An 18,762-nucleotide genomic window follows, 5' to 3' on the forward strand; every position below is an offset into this window, starting at 1 on the left:
AATACTCATTACCTTTTTAAACAAAATTTCAAATTTAGCCCTGAAATTTCGCAAGTTAATCTACAAATAAGTTAATATTAAGTAAAATTGGGTCTAATTGTGTTAAAAGCAAAATATATACAAAAGGAACAAGATGGCTGCGGTGAACAAAAAAGTTCAGCTTAGTAAGGCAAACGACGGTATCGAAGACGACGATTTTGCCGCGATGTTAGAGGAGTCTTTTAAAAAGACTGAAGAAGATAGCGACGGAATAATCGTCGATATTAAAGGCGACGAGGTTTTTGTAAACGTCGGTAAAAAATCGGAGGGAATTTTAAATATTTCCGAGATCCAAGACGAAAACGGAGAGCTTAAATTTAAAGCTGGCGACACGATAAAAGTCGTAATAACCGGCTCAAGAGGCGGTAAACCCATCGTTTCTCACAAAAAAGCGCTTAGAAAAGAAAAAGTAAAAGCTTACATAGACTCATATAACGAAGAAAATCAAGACGTATTTGACGTAAAAATAATCGGTAAAAATAAAGGCGGTTTTGTTGCTCAAAATAGCGAGGGTATCGAGTTTTTCTTGCCTCGCTCGCAAGGCGGTTTTAAGGACGCAAACGCGGTAGTAGGAAAGTCGTTTAAAGTAAAAGTCATAAAGATAGATAAAGACGAGCAAAGCATCATCGTATCGAGAAAAAAACTACTCGACGAAGATAGAAAGAAAAAAAGAGAGGCAATATCCGCAGTCGCTGAAAATACGGACGTAATAGAGGGCGTAGTTAAGAAAATCACTACCTACGGCATGTTTGTGGATGTAGGCGGAGTAGACGGACTCGTACACTATAGCGAGATAAGCTATAAAGGACCAGTAAATCCTGGCTCTATCTACAAAGAGGGCGATAAGGTTTTAGTGAAAGTTATCAAATACGATAACGAGAAGAAGCACCTGTCTCTATCTATCAAGGCCGCAACTCCTGATCCTTGGGAAGAGATAAAAGACGGTCTAGAAGTGGGCGATACTATAAAGGTAACGGTCAGTAACATAGAGCCTTACGGCGCATTTGTCGATCTTGGTAATGATATAGAGGGCTTTTTGCACATCTCTGAAATTTCATGGGATAAAAATATCAAAAATCCAAAAGATCACATCAGTGAGGGCGAGGAGCTTGACGTCGAGGTTATCGAGATAGACGCGAAAGATCGCCGCTTAAGAGTGAGCCTAAAAAATCTACTCAAAAAACCGTTTGACGAATTTAAGGCCAAATTTAAAGAAGGCGACGTTACTAAAGGCGTAGTTACTAGCGTGACGAACTTTGGCGCATTTGTTAGAATCGGCGGAGTGGAGGGTTTACTTCATAACGAAGATGCTTCTTGGGATAGAAACAACAAGTGCAAAGATTTATTTAAAGTAGGCGATGAGATTGAGGTTAAAATCATAAAAATCGACTCTAACGAGCAAAAAATTTCGCTTAGCCAAAAAGATCTAAAACAAAGCCCGGTACAAGCTTATGCAAAGAAATTTAACGTAGGCGACATTGTGACGGGCAAAATTCGCGATATTAAAGATTTCGGCGTATTTGTAGAACTCGGCGATAACGTAGATGCGCTCATCCGCAAAGAAGACCTCGGTAGCGTAAGCGCTGAAAGTCTAAACATAAACGATAATATTGAAGCTGCGATAGCCTTTATCGACGAGAAGAAAAATAGAATCCGCCTAAGCGTAAGACGTCTTGCAAGACAAAAAGAGCGCGAGGTGTTAAACGAGATAAATAGCGACGATAAGGTTACTTTGGGCGACATTATCAAAGAACAGCTATCGTAAATAAATGAAGCGATATCTGCTCTGGGGCGCGATGGCTTTTATACTGATTTTCGTCTGTATATGCGGCGCTTTGCTGTATAAGTATGCGGATGTAAATTTAAAAGCGCCCGCGCCTGCGGATCTAAAGATATCGCAAAATAACGAGGAGCAAAATTTGTCCGGCGGTCCAGCTTCTTGGGTCGGCGAAATGGCAAATTTAGCTCCTAGAAAATATGCTTTGGCAAGCAACGAGATATTTGTAGAATTTAAAGACGACTCAAAATCCGTCATAAAAACAGCCTATCAGCTAATGATTGATAAAAACGATATCTATTCGATGTTTTGCCTTACTCAAACATTAAAAAACATACCCGTAGATTTTAGCGTAGTAAAAGAAAATTCACAAAATTTAATTTACATCAACACGCAAGATAACGGCGTTTTAAACCGCGTTATAAACGAACTTAAAGCGTATGATATACGCTCAACCTTCAAGGAGATCAAGCTATGAAAACGATAATAGTGTGCGACGCAATACATAAAGTCGGCTTTGAAATTTTAAATCGCGAAGAGGATATAAAAGTAATCGATGCGGTAAGTATGCCTAAAGACAAGCTTTTGGAGATCTTAGGCGAGGCTGACGTAGCCATCACGCGAAGCTCGACCGAAGTCGGCGAGGCGTTTTTAAATGCGGCCAAAAATTTAAAAGCTCTCGTGCGTGCGGGCGTTGGCGTCGATAACGTGGATATCGACGGTTGCTCAAAACGCGGAATTATCGCGATGAACGTCCCTACGGCAAACACGATTGCCGCGGTAGAGCTAACGATGGCTCATATGCTAGCCGCCGCCCGCTCGTTTCCGTACGCTCACAACGATCTAAAAATCGACCGAATTTGGAAACGCGAGAAATGGTACGGCGTCGAGCTTTTTAACAAGACTCTAGGCGTCATCGGCTTTGGCAACATTGGCTCTCGCGTAGCTACTAGGGCTGCGGCTTTCGGTATGCAAATCGTTGCTTACGATCCGTATATCGATCCGTCGAAAGTAACCGATATGGGCGGCGTTTATACGCGAAATTTCGACGATATCCTTGCGTGCGATTTCATCACCATACACACTCCTAAAAATAAAGAAACCGTAAACATGATCGGCGAGGCGGAGATCGCAAAGATGAAGGACGGCGTGCGCCTAATAAACTGCGCTCGCGGTGGCCTTTACAACGAGGAGGCGCTGTATAATGGCCTAAAAAGCGGTAAGATAGCGTTTGCTGGTATCGATGTGTTTGAGAAGGAGCCGGCGACGGATCATCCGTTGCTTGAGCTAAATAACGTCAGCGTTACGCCGCATCTTGGCGCAAATACGCTGGAGTCTCAAGCCAATATCGCTATCGCCGCAGCCGAGCAGGCTATCTCGGCGGCTCGCGGCATCAGCTATCCTAGTGCGCTAAATTTACCGATAAAAACGGAAGACCTACCGCCTTTTGTGGAGCCTTATATCGAGCTTACGAGCAAGATGGCCTTCCTTGCCGCGCAGATCAACAAAAAAGCTATCAAAGCTATCCGTATCGAGACGCACGGCCCTATCAGCGAGTACACCAACTCTATGCTTACCTTTGCGATCGTGGGCGCTTTAAAAGAGAGTTTAGGCGATACGATAAACTACGTAAACGCTAAATTTTTGTGCGACGAAAAGGGTATAACGACGGAGAGCAGCGTCGGCGGCAATAGTATTTTCAAAAACAAAATCACCGTTCGTATCACGACCGAAAACGACGTCGTGACGATCGGCGGAACGGTGTTTGGCGAAAATCAACAACGCATCGTGACGATAAACGGCTTTAAAACCGACTTTAAGCCTAAAGGCAAGATGATTATCTTTAAAAACAACGACGTTCCGGGCGTTATCGCTAAAATTTCGTCTATCCTCGCTGAGGAAAAGATCAATATCGCCGACTTCCGCCTAGGACGCGACGATCACGGTATGGCGCTAGCGGTCGTGTTGGTCGACGAAAAGATAACCAAAGAGACGCTGGCTAAGCTAAACGATCTTGACGTTTGCGTATGGGCAAAATACGCAGTTGTCTAAATTTAAGCCCTAATTCGGGCTTAAATTTAAGGAGGGTTTGAGTATGAAATTTTTACTTTTTATTCCGATTTTGCTTTTGCTGATGGGCTGCGAGAGCGAGGCGCAAAAGCAAAGTACTAAAAATTTCGAGAAAATTTTGACCGAAAAAAAGAAATTTCAAAAGATACAAAAAGACGATCCTAGCGTAAGCGAACAGATGAAAAGAGAAATCCACTCGCAGTCTGAACAAAGCAAGGAAAAAGGCGAGTTCAAATTTAAGCCTTAAATTTGAGTTTTACTTCGGCGGGCGCGGTCAAATTTGCCGCCTCGCCGCTTCTTAAACTAAACTAAAAGCTTTTTTGATATAATCACCCTTTAAAACTACAAGGAGAGAAAATGGCAACCTATTCTATGGGCGACCTAAAAAAAGGACTAAAGATCGAGCTAGACGGCGTTCCGTATAAAGTCGTCGAGTATCAGCACGTAAAACCTGGCAAGGGCGCGGCTTTCGTTCGCGCGAAAATCAAATCTTTCATCGACGGCAAAGTGCTTGAAAAGACGTTCCACGCGGGCGACAAATGCGATCAGCCGAATTTGGAAGAAAAAGAGATGCAGTATCTTTACGACGACGGCGAGTTCTGCCAGTTTATGGACACTGCGACCTACGAGCAAGTGGCGATCAGCGACGAGGACGTGGGCGATGTCAAAAAATGGATGATAGACGGCATGATGGTTGAGATTTTGTTTCACAACGGCAAGGCTATCGGCGTAGAAGTGCCGCAAGTCGTCGAGCTAAAGATCGTTGAGACTCCGCCGAATTTTAAAGGCGACACCCAGGGCGGCAAAAAGCCTGCTACGCTTGAAAGCGGCGCAGTCGTGCAGATACCTTTCCACGTGCTTGAGGGCGAGGTTATCCGCGTAGATACCGTCCGCGGCGAATACATCGAGCGCGCAAATAAATAATCGCAGTCGTCAAATTTGATGAAAGCAAAATTTGACGAGCTCATAGCCCAAGTAAAGCCGCTGTTTAAAGATAACGGCTTTACCAAAAACGGGCTAAATTTCTACAAAAATACTCCAGATTTTATCTATGTCGTAAATTTTCAAAAAAGTAGCGGCAATACCGCATTTGAAACTAGATTTTACGTAAACTGCAGCATTCATGGCGCGTTTATCGATGCCGCGACTGGCAAAGAATTTATCTCAAAACCCAAAGAATACGAATGTCATTTTAGAGATAGGATTTCATCTATCATAGACTCCAAAACAGCTTGCTATGAAATCAACGAAAGTACCGACGCGGCAGCGCTTTGCGAAAATTTAACGAGCGATTTAAGAGCGGTATTTAGATTTTTTGACGCGGTAAAACCGAACGAAATTTGATTGATTTGATGCTGGAGCGAAACGGCCTAGCGGTGATTGACCAGCTTTTTGAATATTTACTCATAAAGCGTGAACAAGAATTTTTGACTCGCCAAGCGTTAAGTTTGTTTGAAAAACATGGAAACGAAACTAGATGGAAAATTTTTGAGAGGCGTATAAACGATTTGCTGAAAAAATATGAAAAAGACGAGATAAAATTTGAAAAAATAAAAGCCAAGGCCTAAGCCTCGGCTTAGACTTTAGGCTGATTTTTTAACGCTATCGACCAAAGCAACGATCTCTTCGTGGTTTGGCAGGGCATTTACTTCCGTGCCGATGAGATCTTTTTTGGAAAATACTACTTTTCCGTTTACTTCAACTATGAAGTTTCCGCCGCTACCGACGATTTTGCTAATATTAGCGCCTGGGATTTGACTTAAAAATTCATCTTCTACACGAGAAGCTACCGGTCTATAGTTTCAAGAATTGCAATACGTAATCTTTACTTCCATTTTCCTTCCTTTCGAATTTAAAGTGCGCCGATTATAGCGTAAATTTAGCAAATAGCAGTATAATTATGGAAAATTTAAGGAGAAAATTATGAAAAAAGTTGCCGTGATTTTTGCCGACGGGTTTGAGGAGATAGAGGGCGTTAGCATCGTGGACGTGCTTAGACGAGGCGGTGTGGAGGCCCATATAGTAGGCCTTGACAAGCTACCTATAACGGGCGCTCACGGAGTGAAATTCGTCTGCGATATGACGCTTTACGACCTTGAGGAGGGTGACTACGATATGCTGGTTTTGCCGGGCGGATACACCGGCGTCACGAATCTCTCGGGCAACCTAAAAATGAGAGAGACGATCAAAAAGTTTGATAAAAAAGGCAAATTCGTCGCCGCCATTTGCGCCGCGCCGATAGCTCTTGGAGTGGCGGAGATCATGAGGGGCGAGTATACCTGCTATCCTAGCTGCGAGGCTAGCATAGAGGGCGGAACGTACGTGAGCGATAAAAACGTCGTGCAAAGCGGAAATATCATCACCTCAAAAGGCCCTGCCACCGCAATGGAGTTTGCTTTGGAGCTTGTTAAAATTTTAAACGGCGAGCAAGTTTATAGCGAAGTGAAAAACGGACTTTTATTTGTCAAATAACGATTTGCGGGTTTAAATTTTGATAGACACCGCACCTTTGTTTAAATAAAGGTGCGGCTGGTTAAATTTTTGAGTAAAACACGAAAGTGTCAAATTTGCGATTGTAATTTGCCGACAAAATCGCGTTTTTAGCTTAATTATAAAATTTATTTGCGCCGATTGGCCGATGCTTTGCATCAAACCTGACTTAAATTTACTTCAAATTTTACGCAACCCCAAACCTTCGAATAAAAATAAATTTCCAAAAAAGCCAGCCGAGGTTTAAATTTACAAAAAATTATAAAAATATCAATTTTTATCTAGCTTTTTTATTTAAATTCAGGTATCATCTATTAACCGATTTTATCGGGAATTTGATTTAAGGAAACGTTACTGTGAATATTTACGTCGGTAACTTGTCATATCGCATGACTGAGGCAGAGCTTAAGGATACATTTGCGCCGTTTGGCGAAGTAAAACGCGCGAAAATCGTCAAAGATCGCGATACAAATCGCTCAAAAGGATTCGGATTCGTCGAGATAGAAAACGACGCAGACGCGTTAAAAGCGATCGAAGCGCTAAACAACAAGGAAGTAGGCGGCAGAGCTCTAAGAGTAAACGAATCTAAACCTAAAGAATAATCCGGCCGTCAAATCTGACGGCTTTTAACTAATTTTTAAATTTAAGCTTTTTAAGCAAAATTCTCTCAAAATGAACCAAAAAATCACTTCTCGTATCGCTCCGACGCCAAGCGGCTTTTTGCATGCGGGCAACGTCTATAACTTCTTGCTAACCTATCTTTTTACTCGTGCGTTTGACGGGATTTTGTACTTAAGGATCGACGACTACGACTTGCCGCGCTACCGCAGGCAGTATGTGGAAAATATCTTTCGCGTGCTTGATATGCTGGGCATTGATTTTGATGGCGGACCCGGCGGAGTGGGGGAATTTGAAACCAAATTTAGCTCCAAATTTCGCCTTGGAGCCTACCAAAATGCGCTAAAAAAGCTCGAGCAAAAAGGCGTTTGCTATGCTTGCGAGTGTTCGCACTCGATGAAAAGCTCGTTTAAAAACGGCATTTACACGCGGGTTTGCGCGGAGAAAAATCTTAAATTTAAAAAAGACGAAACGGCCATGCGGCTACGCGTCCTTGACGGGGCGGAAATTTTAGTCGGGCAAAATTTGATAAATTTTGATGCTCTGTGTGGCAAACCAGACGGTCCGGCAAACCAGACGGGCGTGCTTTGCGGTAATGAGCAAGCAACGCAAGGCGGCACGGCAAACGGTTTAAAAAATTCGGCAAATTTGGGCGACTCGGGCGGAGCGAAACCCGGCGGTGAAAAATTTAGCCCTAACGCCGCGGAAAATTTAAATTCGGCAAATTTGGGCGCCCTAAATTTGACGGACGAAACGACTTTTGAAACGGAAAAATTCGCGCAAGCTCAAAGCGTAAATTTGGCGCAAATTTTGGGCGATTTCGTCGTTTGGAAAAAGGACGACACGCCCGCGTATAATCTCGCTAGCCTCGTGGATGACGAGATTTTGGGCGTAAATTTGCTAGTGCGAGGCGAGGATCTGCTCGCGTGCTCGGCTGCGCAAAAATACGCGGCGCAAATTTTGGGCTACGGGTTTGAAAGCGCGAATTTCATCCATCACGGCCTGCTAGCGCGTGAGGGCAAAAAGCTATCCAAAAGCTCGCGCGCACCTGCGGTGAGCGTAACGGACGGTGCCAAAATCCACTATAAATTTGCCGCCCTTAGGCTCGGCCTTGACGCATCAAAATGCGACGCTTTGTCAAATTTGCTTGAGATGTTTAAAGAGAAATTTGTTTGATAGAATTTTAAACGATAAATTTGACGATATGGAGCATCCGGCTTAAAAATGGTCCGCTAGAAATAATATTTTTTGATTTTATCCATTTCGATATTGCTTTTTTGTTCAAAATACTCCTTTACTTCCATATAAGCTTTCTTATCGATTATGTATAAAAGATAGTTTTTGTTTGCTACTAGCCCAGTCAAGTAACCAGAATATTGAAGCTGTTGATCGCTTTGGGGCAAGCCGTTAATCACAATTGCTGAAAATATTGAAAGCCCCTTTAATCTGCCAGAAAAAACGATATGAAAAAATAGCTTAAATAAAATATTAAGCGCAATAGGAATAACAATAAAATACCAAAGGCCTATGCACAAAATCAAAATACACATGAGTATAAAAATAATCTCTATAATGCGCGAAGAGGGCATCAGCCAAAAACTCTTAGATAAATTTAGATCGCAGGACGCTAATTTTCTTTCGATTTTATCATTTTTGTAAAAGCAAATAAAATTTGAGGTAAATTTCACCTCAAATTTATTTTTTATCACGCAAACGTAATACGAGATGATGATATATAGCAGCCCTTGCACGATAAAGTATTCCAAAATAATGTTATTTACTAAAATCTGACGAGGCGTTTTGTCAAATTCAGGCCAAAAATAATCAAGTCCGAGCATTATAACGACCGTTGCGAAAATACAAAACGGAAGTAAATTTGCAACAAAAAACCTCTCGTAGTTTTTGATAACTATCGGCTCTTTATCGTAATCCCTCTCAAATTTATCCGAGCCTAAATTCGTGAAATTTGAGTCTTTTTTGTCTGCCGTATTCAAATTTTACTCCCGCTACCTGCTAAATTTACCCGAATTTTAGCAAAATTTACGTCCGTCCGCGAGATTGCGTCAAATTTGCCGCTCAAATTTAAGCCGAATTTTGAGTCGTAAATTTAGATCAAATACGCGTCGCCGACTGCAAATTTTACGCCGCCGGCCCAAAAACCCGAGCGTCAAATTCGGGTTAAAATTTGACGGCAAAGACGGGCTAAATTTTTGTAAAGATTCCAGTCGAAATTTCACGAAAAATCCGTCTAAACAGCCTATTTTCCGCGCTTGCTTAAATTTAAGCCAGGCCGAATTTATCCGCCTAAAAGCAAAGTTTCTGTAAAATCAAATGCATTAAAAAGGACGAAAAATGAGCGATTTTACAGATTTTACGCACCTGCACCTACACACGGAGTATTCGCTGCTAGACGGCGCCAACCGTATCAAAGAGCTAGCCAAAACCCTAAAAAGCCAAGGCGTCAAAGCCGCAGCCATCACCGACCACGGCAATATGTTTGGCGCGATAGACTTTTATAAAACGATGAAAGGTGAGGGAATAAAGCCGCTAATCGGCATCGAAGCCTACATCCACAACGGCGAGGAGCTGGGGGATAAAAGCACCAAACAGCGCTTCCACCTCTGCCTCATCGCTAAAAACGAAATCGGCTATAAAAACCTGATGTATCTTAGCTCCATGAGCTATATCGAGGGGTTTTATTATTATCCGCGTATCAACAAAAAGATGCTAAAAGAGCACAGCGAGGGCATCATCTGCTCCTCAGCGTGCCTGCAAGGCGAGGTGAACTGGAACCTCAACCAAAGCGAGCGAAATTTGCGTTTCGGCGCGGGAGGATATGAGGCGGCGAAGGAAGCCGCGCTGTGGTACAAAGAAGTATTCGGCGATGATTTTTACCTAGAAATCATGCGCCACGGCATCGGCGATCAGCGCAGGATAGACGATGAAATTTTGCGCCTAGCAAAAGAGCTAAACATCAAGGTAATCGCAACCAACGACACGCACTATACGTTTAAGCAAAGAGCCGACGCGCACGAGGTTTTCATGTGTATCGCGATGAACAAACTGCTCGACGATCCAAACCGCCTGCGCCACAGCGTGCATGAGTTTTACGTCAAGACGCCCGCGCAGATGAGCGAGCTTTTCGCCGATATCCCCGAAGCCGTCGCAAATACGCAAGAAATCGTAGATAAATGCGACCTCACGATCAAACTAGGCGACGCGACGCCGCCAAATTTTAAATTTACGCTCGAGTACGCCGCCGAGCGAAATTTGAGCCTGCCCGAGCCTGATAAACGCTACAGCATACCAAACGACAGCGTGCTGTTTGAGCACGAGTGCAGGCGGGGGCTAGAAGATAGGCTTAAATTCGTCCCCGCAGAGCGCCACGAGGAGTACCGCACCCGTTTGCAGCGCGAGATAGATATCATAAACAAGATGAACTTCCCGGGCTATATGATGATCGTTTGGGACTTTATCAATGAAGCTAAAAAGCGCGGCGTGCCGGTGGGTCCCGGACGCGGCTCGGCGGCGGGAAGCCTGGTCGCATATAGCTTGAAAATAACCGACCTTGATCCGCTGCCGTATAACCTGCTTTTCGAGCGTTTTTTGAACCCCGAGCGCGTGAGCATGCCCGATATCGACGTGGACTTTTGTCAAAACCGCCGCGGCGAGATCATCGACTACGTCATCGAAAAGTACGGTAAATTTAACGTCGCGCAAGTCATAACCTTCGGTAAGCTACTAGCAAAAGGCGTCATCCGAGACGTCGCGCGCGTATGCGATATGCCCTATGCCGAGGCCGACGCGATGGCTAAGCTCATACCCGACGAGCTAGGTATCACGCTAGAACAAGCCTTTGCAAAAGAGCCAAAGATCGGCGAGCTGATAGCGACTAACTCAAATGCAAATAGAATTTGGAAATTCGCCCTTGATCTAGAAGGTCTAAACCGAAACGCCGGCATGCACGCAGCAGGCGTGGTCATCTCAAACGAGGAGCTGTGGAACAAAACCCCGCTTTTCCGTCAGCCAAACGCCGAGGAGGATCACTTCGTCACGCAGTATAGCCTAAAGTACCTAGAGGACGTGGACTTAATCAAATTTGACTTCCTGGGCTTAAAGACGCTAACTGTGATCGATAACGCCGTCAAGCTCGTAAAAAAGAGATTCGGTAAAGAGATTATCTGGGAGCAGGTTAATAAAAACGACCCAAAAACCTACGAGACGATCAGTAGCGGCCAGACGCTGGGGCTGTTTCAGATAGAGAGCGAAGGCATGCAAAAAGTCGGAGCCGATATGCGCCCGGATTGCTTCGAGGATATCATCGCGATGATCTCGCTTTACCGCCCGGGCCCGATGGATCTTATACCAGATTTCATCAAGCGCAAACACGGCCTGGAGCCTATCACGTACATTTTTCCCGAGCTTCAGCCGATCTTAGAGCCCACATACGGCGTCATCGTATATCAAGAGCAGGTTATGCAAATCGTGCAGACTATCGGCGGCTTCTCGCTAGGAGGCGCCGATCTCGTGCGCCGCGCAATGGGTAAAAAGATAAAAGAGGAGATGGATAGACTAAAGGGCAAATTTATCGAAGGCGCCGAAGCGCAGGGGCTAGACGGCAAAAAGGCCGACGAGCTGTTTGAGCTTATTTTGCACTTTGCCTCTTACGGATTTAACAAATCCCACGCCGCGGCATACACCTACGTGACATTTCAGACGGCCTATATGAAGACGTACTATCCGGCCGAATTTATGGCGGCTCTCATCACGAGCGAGGAGACCAACGCCGATAAGATTTCGCGCTACATCGACGAGTGTAAGCGCCTAGATATCGCTATCCTACCGCCGTCGGTCAATAAATCTGCCAAAGAATTCTCAGTCGTTAGCGAAGGCGGCAAAGACGCCATCATCTACGGCCTAGGCGCTATAAAAGGCGTCGGAGGCGCGGCGATCGAAAATATCTTAGAGGAGCAGGCTAAGGGCGAGTTTAAAGACATCGACGACTTCGTCTCGCGCGTGGATAACTTTAAGGTAAATAAAAAAGTCTTTGAAAGCCTGATAAAATCGGGCTCGTTTGATAGCTTCGGCCTAACGCGCAAGATGATGCTAAACAACCTAGATAACATCGTGGAGGCGTGCAAAAACGCCGCGACTATCAAGAAAAACGCGGCCGAGAGCCTATTTGGCGACGACGAGAGCATGGGTACGGTTAAAACCAATCTCGTTCGCGACGACTCCGAGCTAGAGCTAAAAACCAAGCTCAAATTTGAGCTAGAAAGCGTGGGTATCTACCTCTCCGGTCACCCGCTAGACGAGTACCGCGAGCAAATCTCGAAGATAAAATACACGCTAAGCGATAAATTTGACGAGCTACCCGAAAACGGCGAGATGCTGCTAGTCGGCAAGATAGAGGATCTAACGACTAGGATCAGCAAGAAAAACGGCAAAAAAATGGGCACGATCGAGATGCTGGATTTTCACGGTACGGTCGAGATCGCGGTCTTTGACAGAGGCCTTGGCGCGGTCGAGTCGATGAGTGCCGATGAGCGCGATTTGCCGCATGCGTTTAAGGTTCGCTACTCCAAAGACGGGCAGTTTATGCGCATAAATTTGGATAAAATTTTGACTCTTGACGAGGCTATGGGCATGGATTTTTCGCATCCGCTCGAAAAATACAAAGAGCAAATCGAACAGATAAAACACACGCCTAGCAAGGACTTTGGCAAGATAGATAAAACGAGCGAGATCCTAGTCGTCGGCAAGATCAGAGAGGTCGCCAGCATCACGAGCAAAAAGAGCGGCAAAGAGTTTATGATGCTAAGCATCATGGACCTTTTTAGCACGTTTAAGGTTGCGGCGTTTGATTCCGAAAAGGGGCTCATCGAGAGCCTAAGCGAGGAGCAAAAGGACGCTCCGCTAGCATTTAAGGTGCGCTACAGCCGCGACGATCAGGGCGCTCGCATAAATCTAATCGACGTCGTGAGCCTAGAGGACGCGCGCGATATGAATTTCCAAAGCAGAAGCTTTAAACAGCGCAAGGAAAGTAGCGGCGGCAGCTACCAAAACGGCTCGGCGGCTAGCGAAAGCAGAGGCAAAAGAGAGCTTGAGGATCTGGTTTTGGAGCTAAATTTGGACGAAACGGGTAAGGATCTCATCACGCAAATTTACCGCGCCGCCATCGGCGAACACCGCACCGCAGCCGATAAAAACAACAAACGCCTAATCATCCGTATCAAAGACGTGCAGGAAGGCCGCGCGCTGGTTTATACGACGGAGTTTATCGTGGGAGAGGGTTTTGAGGAGAGGGCGTTAGGTTTAAGGCAAGCCGTTTAGATTAAATTTGACGGCTCGTCTTTTTGGTTTATACTTCGCTGCTTTTAAATTTAGCTCGGTCATTACCCGCACGGTAGCTCCCGTCGTAAAATTTGAATCCGCCTAGTCTAAACGCAAAAATACTTTACCTTATGTTTATGTGTTTAAATTTGGAGTCAAATTTTTAAATTTTAGTTGCCAAAACCCGCATCTTGAAAATGTTAAATTTGACCGTAAAAAGCAAAAGTATGAAATATAAATGCAATCCACTTGAGAAAGGGTATAAATGAAAAAATTATTTCTAATCGGCGTTGTGTTTTTTGCCATGGCTGTATCGGCTAGCGAGCCCAAAAAAGGCGAACTAAGCCCCGAAAAAGAGGCGTTTTTAAACGCTAGATACGAGGAGCTCAAAAAATCCTGCGCCCAAAAGGACGCGAGAGCTTGCAAGCGCGTGATCTTGTTTTACCAAAAACAGGCCAAAAAGCAAAACGAAAAAGACATCCGCGAGGCGATGCAAATTTTACTCGGCGCGTGCAAAGAAGGCAAATTTGACGCATGCGCGGCAGCGGGCGAAATGCACATAAATAACAAAGATTTCATCGCCGCTAGAGAGATTTTGAGTCCGGCTTGCGATAACGGCTATCAGGATGCTTGCGTGCAGTACGGCAAGAGCCTTGAGGCTGACGGCGCGCCAGGCAAGGACGAAAAGCGCGCGAAAAAGCTATACGAAACCGCCTGCGAAAAGGGCTCGGCGCTAGGATGCGAGCATCTGGGACTAGCGATCGGTAGCAGCGCGCCGCAGCAAGCGGTCGGCTATATGCGCAAGGCGTGCGAGATGGACGCTTGGCGATGTTTTAGATTCGGCACGATGGCGATGCCTTATGGGGCCAAGGAAGGGGTAATGGCGCTTGTTAGAAGCTGCCACGAAACAGATATGCTCGCAGGCTGCATCATGCTGGCTAAATACCACGAAAAAGAGCTGCGCGAGATCTCCGGCGAGGCTGAGGTGAAACGGCTACACGCGCGCCTTTGCGAGCTGGTGCCGCACGGGGAGCACTGCCAAAAAGCGCGGTGAATTTAGCTAAATTTGCAGTTTTTGGGTTTGAGGCGAGCAACTCGGCGAGGCGAGGTAAATTTAAAGTCAAATTTAAAAGCACTCGCTAAGACGGCCTAAAATTTAACAAAAACTAGGTCAAAGGAGCAAAAATGGCGATCATAAAAGTAGGTCTACAAAAATCATATCGTATCCTAAATCCGGGCGCGACCACGCTCATATCGGCCAAGTACGATGGCGACGTCAACGCGATGGCGATAACGTGGGCGCAGGCGCTTGACTACGACAAGGTTACCATCGTGCCGCACAACGGCTCGTACACGCGGACGCTCATCGAAAAGAGCGGGTATTTCGCCGTGCAGATCCCCACGGCCGCGCAGGCGGAGCTAGTTAGCGAGCTGGGCGCCAAAAACAACTCGCGCTTTGATAACGCGGACAAGATGAAAAACATGGAAATCTTTTATAAAGAGGAGTTTGATGTACCGCTGATAGCGGGCTGCGCAGCATGGCTCGTTTGCAAGCGTATCCCCGAGCCGCATAACGAGCAGAGCCATGATCTTTTCATCGGCGAGGTCGTCGCGACGTATGCGGACGAGCGGGTCTTTGACGGCGGGCACTGGCTGTTTGAAAAGATCCCTGACGAGCTAAAAACGCTTCACTACGTCGCCGGCAGTCGGTACTATCTAGACGGTAAAGCGGTAGATACCAAGCGCACGCCCATAAGCGGCGAGTAAGCGCCTCGCAAAATGCCGGCAAATTTGTGAATTTAAGACGAGCGCACGCGTAAATACGCGGCGAGCTTCGGTAAAATTTCAAGCCAAAGAATCTGAAAAGGATAGAAAATGAAAAAATATATCGTCATCACGGGCGCGAGTTCTGGTATCGGAGCGGCTACGGCAAAGGCGTTTGCGAGGCGCGGAGAAAATTTGATCCTAATCGCTCGCAGAGCGGAACTGCTGCAAAGCTTAAAGGACGAGATCGCTAAAATTTCGCCTGAATCAGACGCCCTCGTTAAAATTTGCGACCTTGCGCGCAGCGAGAACGTCCTAGCGCTTTGGGACGAGCTAAAAAGCTACGAGCTAAAGGCGCTCATAAACAATGCGGGCTTTGGAGATTACGGTACGGTCGGCGAGCGCGATCTATCCAAAATCTCACAGATGTTACAGCTCAACGTCATTTCGCTCACGCTGCTAAGCCACCTCTTCGTGCGCGACTACAAGCGCAAGCCCGCCCAGCTCATCAATATCTCCTCCGCGGGCGGCTACAGTATGGTGTCAAACGCCGTCACCTACTGCGCGAGCAAGTTTTTCGTAAGTGCCTTTACCGAGGGCTTGCACCGCGAGCTAGCGCAGGATAAAGACGCCAAAGTGCAGGCTAAAGTTCTAGCGCCCGCCGCGACTAGGACGGAGTTCGGTCCCGTGGCGACGGATGATGCAGGCTACGACTACGACGCGGCTTTTAAGCGCTATCACTCAAGCGAGGAGATGGCGGAATTTCTGCTCGCGCTTTACGATAGCGACGCGTGCGTGGGCGCGGTGGATCGAAACAACTTCGAGTTTAGTTTAGGGGCTGCGCGATTTGACTACGCGGGCAAACGCTAAATTTATGCATTGTGCGTCGCACGACGAGCCGTAAAATTTGAGTAACGCAGCGCCTGAGCTAAATTTGAGCTCAAAGCGCGTTAAAATTTAAAGAAATTTAAGGAATGAAAATGGGTAAAACGGCCTTGGTCGCAGGAGCTACGGGAGCAGTCGGACGCGAGATCGTGCGCGGACTTTGCGAGAATGAAAACTATGACAAAATCATCGTTTGGACGCGCAGGGAGCTAAAATTTAGCCACGAAAAGCTAGAGACGCAGATCGTAAATTTTAGCGACGTCAAAAACATGCCGCCGCGCGAGATAGACGAGATATTTTGCGCGATGGGCACGACGATGAAGCAAGCCGGTAGCCGCGGGCAGTTTTATAAAGTGGACGTGAGCTACCCCGTAAATATCGCAAAATGGGGCATCGCATCAGGTGCGCGCCGTTTCGCGCTCATCTCGTCGCAGGGCGCAAACGAGCGGTCGAGATTTTTTTATCTGCGCGTAAAAGGCAAGGCGGAGAAAAAAATCGCCGCGCTGGGTTTTAAAAGCTTGCAAATAGCGCGGCTGCCTGCGATAAAAAGCGAGCGCGAGCAGGTGCGTATGGGCGAGCTCTTTACGATTTGGCTGTTTGGGCTTTTGCCAAAATTTATCTTAACGAACTACCGCCCGATGAGCGCGAAAGATATCGCGGCTGCCGTCATCGCCGCCGCGCAGACGGAGGCTAATGGCGTGCAAATTTATCATCCCAGAGAGTTTATTTAAAAGCAAAATCGTAAAGGTAGTTTTGGCTTTAGGGTTTTAAAAATGCTGAAAAATGCGCCCGCTATTTTAAAATAAAAAATCGGCCGAATTTTGCAAGGCGCGCGGGCTTATTTAAATTTGGCCCTTGAGCGCGGTTTAGCTATTTGCTCGGTCGCGGCCAAAAGTCGGGCGTGTTAAAAGAGGCTCGCGTTTATGTTTGGCTATTTACCTGGCTGCGGCCAAAAGCGCCTCTAGGATGGCTTTCACGCCGCAAGCCGCCTAACAGGTAGCGCGAGCCTGCGCGCAGTTTTGCTTTGCTCGCGCAAAAATCAAAACGCCTACTTAAAGACTATGCCAGATGCGGTAAAATCCATTTGTTCCGGTTCGACGTTTAGTAATGATTTAAAAACTAGCTTGCCTACGGCTTTTAGCTCCGTCTCATGCGCGGGATTTGGATGCTGCTGCAACTCCTGCTGCATCGCCATCAGCAAAAACCCAAGCCCCATAGATATCTGATACGAGTTCATCATTTCCGTAGCCTTTCCCTCAAACAGCTCCGGTTTTTTGCGCAAAAACTCGGCGATCTGTAAAAATGCGGGCTTTACGGCCTCGTCCGGCATCGGATGATTAAAATACGCCGCGTAAGCGCCTCCTAGCAGTGCCACGATGCCGGTCGCCACGTTTTCTTTGGGTATGCCGTATAGCTGCTCGACGCTACCGTTTAGCTTATCTATACCCTCTACTAGCAAGCGCCGCCCCTCGTCTTGCTGCGCGGCGGGAAAAAGCTGCGCTATCTGCTCTATGCCGTCCATATCCAAAAAATGATCTCCCGCTCGCACCAGCGCGCCCGTATAGAGTATATCGGTCTTAACGTCTTTGACATAGGCGGAATCATCGGGCGGATTTAAATTTTTCTTCGCCTCATTCATAGCACGGTTATACGCATCCTGCCGCAACCACTGCTCGTTAAAATCGATATAATCGATAACATAAAGCGCTTGCGCGCTACTAAAACACATCACCGCTCCAAGTGCTGCCGCGCTGACTCGAATCTTGCCTAAAATTTTCATAAAACGCCTCCTAATACAAATTCATGCGACGTCGCCGCATTGCCCGCATTATACCTAAAATAACGCGGCTACGATCTTTTTTATTCTGATTGCCTCTACGCTGTCGCCGCGCAGACGGAGGATAAGGGCGTGCAAATTTATCATCCTAAAGATTTTTTACAAACTCGCAGTGATACGTAGGGCAAATTTACGCGCCGCCAAACGTCTTAAATTTCGCGCTTTAGCTCAAATTTGATGCCGCTAGCCGCCTAAATTTACTAGCCGCTTCGCCTGCAAAATCGGCGCTAAAATTTAATCCCTCGCACGACCTGCGCGCCAAGACCAGTTTGCATATGCCGCAAAAACATCGCGTGATAAAAATCCCCTTCGTGCCCCGGCGTGTCGTAGGTGGCGACGAGGCTTGCCGGCACTAGGACTTTGCGCCTGATGTTTGCCTCGTTTGCGCTAAGTTTTAGGTGCGAGACTAGCTGATAGACGCAAAGGTCGGTGCAGTCGCCTAGCACTACGAAGGTGTCGATCTGCGGATTTTGCGCGATAAACGCGTTAAATTCGGCGCAGTAAGCCGCGCTCAGGGAGTTTTTGCGAAAGATTTTTATCTCGCCAAAAAACGGTAGTTCGCGTAGCTGCGGTATCGTCTTTGCGCCATCGGTGCCTTTGATAGCGTGTGGAGGAAACGCGTCAAATTCCGCGCAGTTTGCCTCGTGGCTATCCTCGAGCAGCACGAGATTTCTCGCACCCGCCGCGTAAGCCGCGCTAAAAGTCCGCGCTATGGCGTCCGCGATCGCGCCCACTCGCGGGCTAGCTAGCGGCCCCATGCTGCAAAATCCCTCTATCATATCCACGCTGATAAATGCGGTGTTTGCCGCATCGCCCGCTAAAAGTTCGCTAAATTTAATCTCCTTTAGCTCCTTAAACCACTCCGCCAAATCCTCTAAGATTTTTGCATCAAATTTCATTTTCTTTCCTTGTTTTGATTGTTTTTACGTTCGTTGTTCGGCTAGCCGAA

General features: G+C 46.5%; 19 protein-coding genes. 15 read left to right on the top strand and 4 right to left on the bottom strand.

The features are described 5' to 3' along the window. Nucleotides 1-133 precede the first annotated feature (133 nt). From ACTTJF_RS00635 to ACTTJF_RS00665, 7 genes are all read left to right on the top strand, one after another. On the top strand, nt 134-1,804 hold the full coding sequence (locus ACTTJF_RS00635) for a 30S ribosomal protein S1 (RefSeq protein WP_442550298.1): 1,671 nt from the start codon (nt 134-136) through the stop codon (nt 1,802-1,804). Nucleotides 1,805-1,808: 4 nt separating this feature from the next. Next, nucleotides 1,809-2,294: a hypothetical protein gene (locus ACTTJF_RS00640; RefSeq protein ID WP_442550299.1), complete on the top strand. Its 486-nt coding sequence runs from the start codon at nt 1,809-1,811 to the stop codon at nt 2,292-2,294. After that, on the top strand, nt 2,291-3,868 hold the full coding sequence (gene serA, locus ACTTJF_RS00645; RefSeq protein ID WP_442550300.1) for a phosphoglycerate dehydrogenase: 1,578 nt from the start codon (nt 2,291-2,293) through the stop codon (nt 3,866-3,868). Before ACTTJF_RS00640 ends, serA begins: the two co-directional genes overlap by 4 nt. A gap of 43 nt (nt 3,869-3,911) precedes the next feature. After that, nucleotides 3,912-4,133, top strand: a complete 222-nt coding sequence (locus tag ACTTJF_RS00650; protein WP_442550301.1) for a hypothetical protein — start codon at nt 3,912-3,914, stop codon at nt 4,131-4,133. 110 nt (nt 4,134-4,243) lie between these two features. Then, the gene (gene efp / locus ACTTJF_RS00655; protein ID WP_002948377.1) at nt 4,244-4,810 is read left to right on the top strand and encodes an elongation factor P; all 567 of its coding nucleotides are present in this window, start codon (nt 4,244-4,246) and stop codon (nt 4,808-4,810) included. Between the two features lie 18 nt (nt 4,811-4,828). Then, nucleotides 4,829-5,230 carry a DUF4304 domain-containing protein gene (locus ACTTJF_RS00660; protein WP_442550302.1) on the top strand — a complete coding sequence of 134 codons (402 nt, stop codon included), beginning with the start codon at nt 4,829-4,831 and terminating at the stop codon, nt 5,228-5,230. 32 nt (nt 5,231-5,262) lie between these two features. Continuing rightward, nucleotides 5,263-5,454, top strand: coding sequence for a hypothetical protein (locus tag ACTTJF_RS00665; protein ID WP_442550303.1), 192 nt, complete (start codon nt 5,263-5,265; stop codon nt 5,452-5,454). Nucleotides 5,455-5,469: 15 nt separating this feature from the next. On the opposite strand, the gene ACTTJF_RS00670 is transcribed toward ACTTJF_RS00665, so the two are convergent. Beyond that, on the bottom strand, nt 5,470-5,721 hold the full coding sequence (locus tag ACTTJF_RS00670; RefSeq protein WP_277418917.1) for a SelT/SelW/SelH family (seleno)protein: 252 nt from the start codon (nt 5,719-5,721) through the stop codon (nt 5,470-5,472). An 88-nt stretch (nt 5,722-5,809) separates the two neighbouring features. Here ACTTJF_RS00670 and ACTTJF_RS00675 point away from each other — a divergent pair, with 88 nt between their 5' ends. From ACTTJF_RS00675 to ACTTJF_RS00685, 3 genes are all read left to right on the top strand, one after another. Further along, nucleotides 5,810-6,358, top strand: coding sequence for a DJ-1 family glyoxalase III (locus tag ACTTJF_RS00675; RefSeq protein WP_442550304.1), 549 nt, complete (start codon nt 5,810-5,812; stop codon nt 6,356-6,358). Nucleotides 6,359-6,732: 374 nt separating this feature from the next. Continuing rightward, nucleotides 6,733-6,978 carry an RNA recognition motif domain-containing protein gene (locus ACTTJF_RS00680; protein ID WP_002948394.1) on the top strand — a complete coding sequence of 82 codons (246 nt, stop codon included), beginning with the start codon at nt 6,733-6,735 and terminating at the stop codon, nt 6,976-6,978. Between the two features lie 70 nt (nt 6,979-7,048). Then, nucleotides 7,049-8,170, top strand: coding sequence for a glutamate--tRNA ligase family protein (locus ACTTJF_RS00685; RefSeq protein WP_442550305.1), 1,122 nt, complete (start codon nt 7,049-7,051; stop codon nt 8,168-8,170). Between the two features lie 56 nt (nt 8,171-8,226). Here ACTTJF_RS00685 and ACTTJF_RS00690 read toward each other — a convergent pair whose 3' ends face one another. After that, complete coding sequence (locus tag ACTTJF_RS00690; protein WP_442550306.1) at nt 8,227-8,988, bottom strand: hypothetical protein; 762 nt, start codon at nt 8,986-8,988, stop codon at nt 8,227-8,229. A gap of 358 nt (nt 8,989-9,346) precedes the next feature. Here ACTTJF_RS00690 and dnaE point away from each other — a divergent pair, with 358 nt between their 5' ends. The 5 genes from dnaE (at nt 9,347) to ACTTJF_RS00715 (ending at nt 16,707) form a co-directional block, all read left to right on the top strand. Beyond that, on the top strand, nt 9,347-13,327 hold the full coding sequence (gene dnaE, locus ACTTJF_RS00695; RefSeq protein ID WP_442550307.1) for a DNA polymerase III subunit alpha: 3,981 nt from the start codon (nt 9,347-9,349) through the stop codon (nt 13,325-13,327). Nucleotides 13,328-13,592: 265 nt separating this feature from the next. Next, nucleotides 13,593-14,381 (top strand): tetratricopeptide repeat protein, encoded by a 789-nt coding sequence (locus ACTTJF_RS00700; protein WP_442550308.1) that lies wholly within the window; start codon nt 13,593-13,595, stop codon nt 14,379-14,381. A 131-nt stretch (nt 14,382-14,512) separates the two neighbouring features. Next, a complete protein-coding gene (locus ACTTJF_RS00705) occupies nt 14,513-15,094 on the top strand; it encodes a flavin reductase family protein (RefSeq protein ID WP_442550309.1) in 582 nt (193 codons plus the stop codon). A 108-nt stretch (nt 15,095-15,202) separates the two neighbouring features. Beyond that, nucleotides 15,203-15,961 carry an SDR family NAD(P)-dependent oxidoreductase gene (locus ACTTJF_RS00710; RefSeq protein WP_442550310.1) on the top strand — a complete coding sequence of 253 codons (759 nt, stop codon included), beginning with the start codon at nt 15,203-15,205 and terminating at the stop codon, nt 15,959-15,961. Nucleotides 15,962-16,071: 110 nt separating this feature from the next. Further along, nucleotides 16,072-16,707, top strand: a complete 636-nt coding sequence (locus ACTTJF_RS00715) for an NAD-dependent epimerase/dehydratase family protein (protein ID WP_442550311.1) — start codon at nt 16,072-16,074, stop codon at nt 16,705-16,707. Nucleotides 16,708-17,024: 317 nt separating this feature from the next. Here ACTTJF_RS00715 and ACTTJF_RS00720 read toward each other — a convergent pair whose 3' ends face one another. Next, nucleotides 17,025-17,756: a DUF6683 family protein gene (locus ACTTJF_RS00720; RefSeq protein ID WP_442550312.1), complete on the bottom strand. Its 732-nt coding sequence runs from the start codon at nt 17,754-17,756 to the stop codon at nt 17,025-17,027. A gap of 284 nt (nt 17,757-18,040) precedes the next feature. Further along, entirely contained in the window at nt 18,041-18,712 is a 672-nt protein-coding gene (locus tag ACTTJF_RS00725) for a cysteine hydrolase family protein (RefSeq protein WP_442550313.1), read from the bottom strand. Between the last annotated feature and the right edge of the window lie 50 nt (nt 18,713-18,762).

The organism is Campylobacter sp. (genome assembly GCF_052170435.1).
GTDB lineage: Bacteria > Campylobacterota > Campylobacteria > Campylobacterales > Campylobacteraceae > Campylobacter_A.